Genomic DNA, 7,092 nt, shown 5'->3' on the forward strand with positions numbered 1-7,092 from the left:
AGAAATTCACGATCGCCTGTCGTCAAGCACAATTTTATATATAGCAGTTTTGAGACAAATGAGGTACACCGATAGTCCAAGGGCAAACGCCGTTTGCCCCTACTAATGTACTTCACCCACCTCGAAAGCGTTGTATATAGCAATCCCAAACCATTTGCAGAAAAACCAATACAGCTCGCTCCCTGCTCCCGACGATTGATAACTGATAACTGATAACTGTTCACTGAAACTCCCCCCCCTATGCTTCAATTTCAACCTCCTGGTTTTGGGCAAAAAGTCGTTAATACTTCACTGGGGTTTATGGTTTACTATACCCAGACCACTTTACCTTGGTTAATTCCTGAGACTGTTAATTTACCAGAGCTAGTCTTTCTTCACAACTTTGGCGGTGGAGCATCTGCTTACGAATGGTCTAAAATATATCCAGCTTTTGCAACCACACATCGCATTTTAGCTCCGGATTTAATTGGCTGGGGCGAATCAGCCCATCCAGTACGAGATTACCAAATTAGCGATTATTTGAGAGTTTTAACAGAGTTTATTAGACAAACTTGCCGCTCATCTGTGACAGTGGTAGCATCTTCTTTAACAGCAGCGTTGATTATTCAACTTGCTGTTCAACACCCTTTTTTGTTCCAAGAACTGTTTCTAGTTTGTCCATCTGGGTTTAATGATTTTAAGCAAAGTGCTGGGCGTAGACTTCCACTTCCAGTTATTAATACACCTATTTTGGACAATTTAATTTATGCAATTGGAGCAGAAAATGAAATCGCTGTACGTAACTTTTTGCAAAGATTTCTGTTTGCTAAACCAAAACGAGTTTCTCAAGAAATGGTGCAGGCTTATTTAACTTCAGCACAACAGGAGAACGCTAAGTTTGCCGCATTATCATTTTTACGCGGTGATCTTTACTTTGATTTGAGTCCCTATATTCAACAACTCACAATTCCTACTGTTATATTTTGGGGTGAACAAGCGCAATTCACCAGTATAAATGTAGGGCGAAATCTGGCTGCTTTGAATCCAAATGCAATTCGAGATTTTCACGCGATCGCAGATGCAGGAGTACTACCTCATCTAGAAGTACCAGAAGTGATGATCGGTTTACTAAAGCGTTATCTATAAGTTTTCGCTCAGCAATTGCTCTACTTGAGATACAGATAATCCTGTAATTCTCGCAACTTCCATAACTTCCATCCCAGCCTGAAGTAAATTGCGTGCTGTTTGCTGTAGCTGCAACTGCACTTGTTCCAATTGTAATTCTGCTTTCTCTGCTCGCGAGCGTTCTTGTTCTGCTCGCAAGCGTTCTTGTTCTGCTCGTGAGCGTTCCTGTTCCTCATAAGTTAGCAGCAATTCACCTTTGATTCTAGCCCAACGTAACCAAGTAGCATCAATACCTTTGTAAGTACCCTGCCAAAGCTGCAATGCTAAGTTTAATGATTGACTTACTAGTTGATTTTGCTCATTAAAATTTAGGGGTTGATAAATTCCTTGCTTGAGAAAGAAGCCAGCCCAATCATCTGGTTTAAAAGGATCAAACCAAAAATACTCTGATACCCGTAACTGATTTTGGTAAATTAGCTTTTTCTCATTCTTATCTTGCTGTGCAGTGCTGTTAGAGAGGAGTTCAATCACAACATCTGGGGCTTTTCCCTCTTCCCAAACAACCCAACTACGACGTTCTCCCTTTGGAACTTCCAATACAGCAAAAAAGTCTGGTCCACGAAAATCTTGGTTTTTCACCTGTGCCAGGCTGAAGTAAACAAACATATTACCACCAACAAAGCCATCTGCTCTTTCTGCTAGCCAAGGTGATAACCCGTCAATCAGCAGATCCATCTGGGCTTTATGTCGTTCGCTTTCCATCGGTACTCCATCATCATAGGGAAGTTCTGCCTGTGTTGGTGGTAGTATGACATCCGATGATTCAGCTATAGCAGTTTCTAGCATGACTTTTAAGTTATTGCACAGCCAATTCTTTGACTTCCATTTTACTGAATTTCACAGTTAGAAGTTGGGATGGAAAAAATAGGGTGTAGGGTGTGTGTTCCCTACACCCTAATTAGTCATTATTGCTCTCCATTCCCAACCACTTCTGCTGTCTTCTGTTTATCCAGCTTGAGAATCAACACGCCCAAGGGTGGTAAACACAAATCTAGAGAGTAAGAACGATTGTGCATAGACCAATTATCCGTCCATTTACCACCTAAATTGCCCATATTGCTACCACCATACTGGCGAGCATCACTGTTAAACAACTCGGTATAAAACCCTGGTTCTGGAACACCGATGCGGTAGTGAGAATGAGGTTGGGGAGTAAAGTTACAAACAGCGACAATAAAGTTGTCAGAATCCTTATCTCTACGAATGAACGACACTACACTATGACGGTTATCGCTACAGTCAATCCATTCAAACCCTTCTTGAGCAAAATCATTGGTATATAAAGCTGGTTCAGAACGGTAGAGATGGTTTAACTCTTTGAAAAATTGTTTTAGCTGTTGGTGTGGCTCAAACTCAAATAATTGCCACTCTAAGTCAGCCCAGACATTCCACTCACTCCATTGACCAAACTCCATGCTCATGAACATAGTCTTTTTGCCTGGATGAGTAAACATATAGGCAAATAAACAACGTACGTTAGCGAATTTCTGCCATCTATCTCCTGGCATTTTGCCAATAATATTGCTCTTACCATGCACGACTTCATCATGAGAAAGAGCAAGCATAAAGTTTTCGCTGTGGTGATACCACATGCTAAACGTGATGTTGTTTTGATGGAACTGGCGGAACCACGGATCCATGCTGAAATAATCCAACATATCATGCATCCAGCCCATGTTCCATTTTAAGTTAAAGCCCAATCCCCCTGTGTAAGTAGGCCAAGATACCATAGGCCAAGAAGTGGATTCTTCAGCAACTGAAACAATACCGGGGAAGTAGCTGAAGATAGTATGATTTGCCTGACGTAAGAAATCTGCTGCTTCCAAATTTTCTCTACCGCCGTACTGGTTAGGAAGCCATTCTCCATCTTTACGGCAATAATCGAGGTAAAGCATTGATGCTACAGCATCAACACGAATGCCATCAATGTGGTACTTATCAAACCAGAACAGGGCATTTGCTACAAGGAAATTTCGGACTTCGTTACGTGAGTAGTTGAATACGAGAGTACCCCATTCTTTGTGTTCTCCTTTACGGGGATCAGCGTGTTCGTAAAGGTGAGTACCGTCAAAGAAGGCTAAACCATGACCATCTTTAGGAAAGTGTCCCGGAACCCAATCCACAATTACGCCAATACCATTTTTATGGCATTGGTCAACGAAGTACATAAAATCTTCAGCGCTACCATAGCGTGAGGTAGGAGCGTAATACCCAGTAACTTGATAACCCCATGAACCATCGAAGGGATGCTCCGCAATAGGTAGTAATTCAATATGGGTGTATCCTAAGTCTTTGACGTAGGGGATCAATCGCTCTGCCAATTCTCGGTAAGTCAGGAAACGTGCATTTGGGTTGAGTTCTGATACAGGAACAACAGGCTCAGTTTCACCATTAGGCAGTTTAGCAGGTTCCGCACTAGATGCATGTAACCAAGATCCTATATGTACTTCGTAAACCGAGATCGGCTGAGTGAGGGGATCACTGTTACGCCTTGCTTCTAACCAGTCTTGATCAGTCCAAGTGTAGGCATTTAAGTCAGTGACAATGGATGCGGTTTTTGGACGAGGTTCTTGCTGAAAACCGTAAGGATCAGATTTTTCATAAATATGTCCTTCCAAGTTTTTAATTTCGTATTTATAACGCTCTCCTAAACTGACTTCGGGAATAAACAATTCCCAAACTCCGGTAGCACCCTTACGCATTTGGTGTTTACGCCCATCCCATTCGTTGAAATCTCCCAAGATTGAGACATTACGAGCATTAGGTGCCCAAACTGCAAAATAAACACCTTTGACACCATCTATTTCTGTGGGGTGTGATCCTAGTTTCTCGTAGATCCGGTGATGATTACCTTCGGCAAACAGGTGCAAATCAAAGTCGGTGAGGTAAGGAGAGCGGAAGGCGTAGGGATCGTAGATGACTCGCTCGTGTTCTCCTTCTTTAATTCGTAATTGGTAGTTTACTAATTCTTTTGTATCAATCTCACATTCAAAAAAGTGGGGATGATGCACCGATTGCATCGGGTATTCCTTCCGATCTTCAGGAAGGATTACCGAGACTGCACTGGCATTTGGTAGGTAAGCTCGCACAGCCCAAACGCTTTTACCATTCTCTTCTATTTGGTGGGAACCAAGGATTTCAAAGGGGTCGTGGTGCTGATTCCAAACGATGCGGTTAACCTGATCAGGAGCGGTCGTGGTCATAGACATGAAGCTACCTACGTGGAATAAAGTGGGTAAGTAATTCTGGTTTTTTAATATTTATATATATATATTTATATATAATTTTCTTTACATTTATCCAAAAATTCAGATATTATGCGTGCCTATTATATAGTCTTGAGGACGTCTCGTTACGAGTCATCCTGATGGAGGACTACTTTTTTAGAATTTGAGAAAAGGAAAAACCACACGTAATGCCTTACGCAGACGTAGCAGAAAAATATTCTGCCTGATCACAGGAGCAAGTTTCGGGGTTGGACGTGTTTGCAGTTGTGCTTGTAATTCCGCGTATTCAGCGGCGTTGACTGGCGTACCGTCGATTGGCGATCGCCCTTCTGTAATAATCTCTGTCCGTAATATTTCTTCAGGCGTATCTTCTGGTGGCGGTAATGCTATTACTGACGCCCCCAAACGGCTAGTTAATGCCAACGTTACGCCAGCAACAACGGTTAACAGACCTGCTTTGCGTATTCCCATCCCCATAGTCCTGGTGGTAGTGGTAGTAGTTCACCACATAATTGAATCATACAGGGCGTAGGGATAGAAAAATCAGCGTTGTGATGCAAACCCACTAAAAAAAATAAAGACCTGGCCAAATGATCTCTCACTACCAGGTCACGTTATTTTTTTAATCAGTATTAGACTATAAGAAAATAGCCAATAGAAATTGCTAGGGAGCGTGGTAATTTTTTTACACTCTCAAAATTGAGTCAAAACAATTCAAAAAAGGTCATCTACTCCATACTAAAGGGAGCATCCCAAATTTCTAAGTTGTAGTCTGGGACAGAAAGGCCGCGTTAGATATATGGAGCAAGATGCTCCTACTACATATGTTTTTTCAAGTCGGGATGCTCCCGTAGTCGACTGCGCTCATCACTGAACTAATGTAATGACGATCGCTCTTATCAAGCTTGTTTTAGTTGTCAGACTACAATCTATTTCGGTTTTTTAGTAGCAGCAGCCTTTGGAGTCGCGTCAGGAGTGGATGTACCCGCAGCGCCACCGGGAGAAGATGTACTCGAAGCGCCACCGGGAGTACTCAAAGCTCCACCGGGAGAAGATGTACTCGAAGCGCCACCGGGAGTACTCAAAGCTCCACCAGGAGTTGCAGCGCCAGTATCAGTCGGTTCAGCAGCAGGAGAGCTACTAGACGTAGCTGAAGGTGTTGTGTTGTCGCCGCCACCACCCTCACAAGCTCCGAGAACTGCTGCCAAACTTAGCATCAGAGCCAAACCAAGAATTTTTGTTTTCATAACTCCTCTTTCACCAATTGCGGCAAGATCAATTTTAGCCTGTTGACTACGATACCCTATTTATTGCTTTTTTTTAAATGATCTTATCTTAAAGAGTACATATTTATATGCAAAGTCCTAATATTATCCCACAACATAGTTTTTTTATTCATCAAATAGTACGGCTTAGCCGCTCAGCAGGTTATCATACCAAAAAATATGACTTTTTAAACCTTGTCGATTTTGAAACCCGGATTAGTGCGAGCTGCAAAGCTTGCCACTATCTTTAGGGAGATCTCCGCCTCCCCCTATATAAAAAAACTATGGTTCTCAAAATAGATGTGGTTTAGGGCACTCTTGCTCGTTTGAGTTGAGTGTTCATCCCTCAAAATTGTCTGTAAGCAATACCCACGCAAGAACAGTGCAGCTACCGAAAAGAAAATATCAGAAGTACAGTAGTATTTTAAATTCAATACAAAATTATGGCTTTTGCTCGCAAATCAGATGTTTCTGCAACGGGGAGTTGGTTCCAAACGGCAATTAGAAACCGTAGAAACCGACGCTCTACCACTTCATCTGGAAAACTTGTAAGATCCCCCATCCGTGAAACTTCACCACGGCGTGAACTCTCCCTAGATCACCCTCGTGCCCCTTTAGCTCCACACAAGCAACAGATGGAGCAGTTACCACATCGAAGAGGAAAAATAGCTACACAGACCAACTTGAGGAAACCATCTAGGACAGTGTTACCCTCAAACCAAATTTCCTCCGAGGAAGCATTGCCGAGTATTCCTGTTATGCCTAACTCGGAATCAGTGCCTTTATGGTTAATAAAGTTATACTCTATACATCGGTATTCTTCAATAGTAGTGTTTTTCTTAGTGACAGTTACACTGGTGATTTATGGTTGGACTGTCTATTCGCAACAACTTTGGAGTCAGGCTTACCGTAAGCTGCAAAACTTGCAACACCATGAGCGGCAGTTGGCGACAACCAACGAGATTCTGAAAGAGAAAATGGCACAAGAAGCCCAACGACCAGTAGCAGGACTGGTATCGCCAAGTCCTAAAGGAACCATTTTCTTGAACCCAGCACCTGTCGGGTCTAAACGAATACTCCCTAACACAACACAAAATTCTCAAACACAACAGGAAACAGCCAACCCACTAGGATATTAGTCAAATTTATGAAAAACTACACCCATGAGGAGATGGAGTTTTTGGGCATGGGGCATGGGGCATGGGGCATGGGGTATGTTACCAATGCCCTATGCCCTATGCCCTATCCCCTATGCTTTTCACTGATAATTGATTAATCCTCATGCACTCATGCAGAAGTCATCTAGCAGAAGAAGAAAATTTAGAGATTCTAAGCGAGAAGAGAAAATTTCGAGACGGACACAAAGTAAACTTTCTGACCGTGTCAAAAAGCAAACACAAATACCAGCAGTTACACCCCAATCTCCCCAACAAAGA

The 7,092-nt window shown here is 42.5% G+C and carries 6 protein-coding genes; 2 read left to right on the forward strand and 4 right to left on the reverse strand.

Features of this window, described 5'->3' with window-relative positions:
- The first annotated feature begins 240 nt into the window (after window positions 1-240).
- Window positions 241-1,125 (forward strand): alpha/beta fold hydrolase, encoded by an 885-nt coding sequence (locus G4P69_RS02115; protein ID WP_208338191.1) that lies wholly within the window; start codon window positions 241-243, stop codon window positions 1,123-1,125.
- Here the strand turns inward: G4P69_RS02115 and G4P69_RS02120 are convergent.
- The 4 genes from G4P69_RS02120 to G4P69_RS02135 form a co-directional block, all read right to left on the reverse strand.
- Window positions 1,120-1,950 (reverse strand): Uma2 family endonuclease, encoded by an 831-nt coding sequence (locus tag G4P69_RS02120; RefSeq protein ID WP_208338190.1) that lies wholly within the window; start codon window positions 1,948-1,950, stop codon window positions 1,120-1,122. The genes G4P69_RS02115 and G4P69_RS02120 overlap by 6 nt on opposite strands.
- 119 nt (window positions 1,951-2,069) lie before the next feature.
- Window positions 2,070-4,367 (reverse strand): 1,4-alpha-glucan branching enzyme, encoded by a 2,298-nt coding sequence (gene glgB / locus G4P69_RS02125; protein WP_208338189.1) that lies wholly within the window; start codon window positions 4,365-4,367, stop codon window positions 2,070-2,072.
- A gap of 180 nt (window positions 4,368-4,547) precedes the next feature.
- On the reverse strand, window positions 4,548-4,862 hold the full coding sequence (locus G4P69_RS02130) for a hypothetical protein (RefSeq protein ID WP_243902050.1): 315 nt from the start codon (window positions 4,860-4,862) through the stop codon (window positions 4,548-4,550).
- 458 nt (window positions 4,863-5,320) lie between these two features.
- Window positions 5,321-5,638 (reverse strand): hypothetical protein, encoded by a 318-nt coding sequence (locus G4P69_RS02135; RefSeq protein WP_208346089.1) that lies wholly within the window; start codon window positions 5,636-5,638, stop codon window positions 5,321-5,323.
- A 461-nt stretch (window positions 5,639-6,099) separates the two neighbouring features.
- Here G4P69_RS02135 and G4P69_RS02140 point away from each other — a divergent pair, with 461 nt between their 5' ends.
- Window positions 6,100-6,795: a hypothetical protein gene (locus G4P69_RS02140; protein WP_208346088.1), complete on the forward strand. Its 696-nt coding sequence runs from the start codon at window positions 6,100-6,102 to the stop codon at window positions 6,793-6,795.
- Window positions 6,796-7,092 lie beyond the last annotated feature (297 nt).

It is taken from the genome of Aetokthonos hydrillicola CCALA 1050, assembly GCF_017591665.1.
Classification (GTDB): domain Bacteria; phylum Cyanobacteriota; class Cyanobacteriia; order Cyanobacteriales; family Nostocaceae; genus Aetokthonos; species Aetokthonos hydrillicola.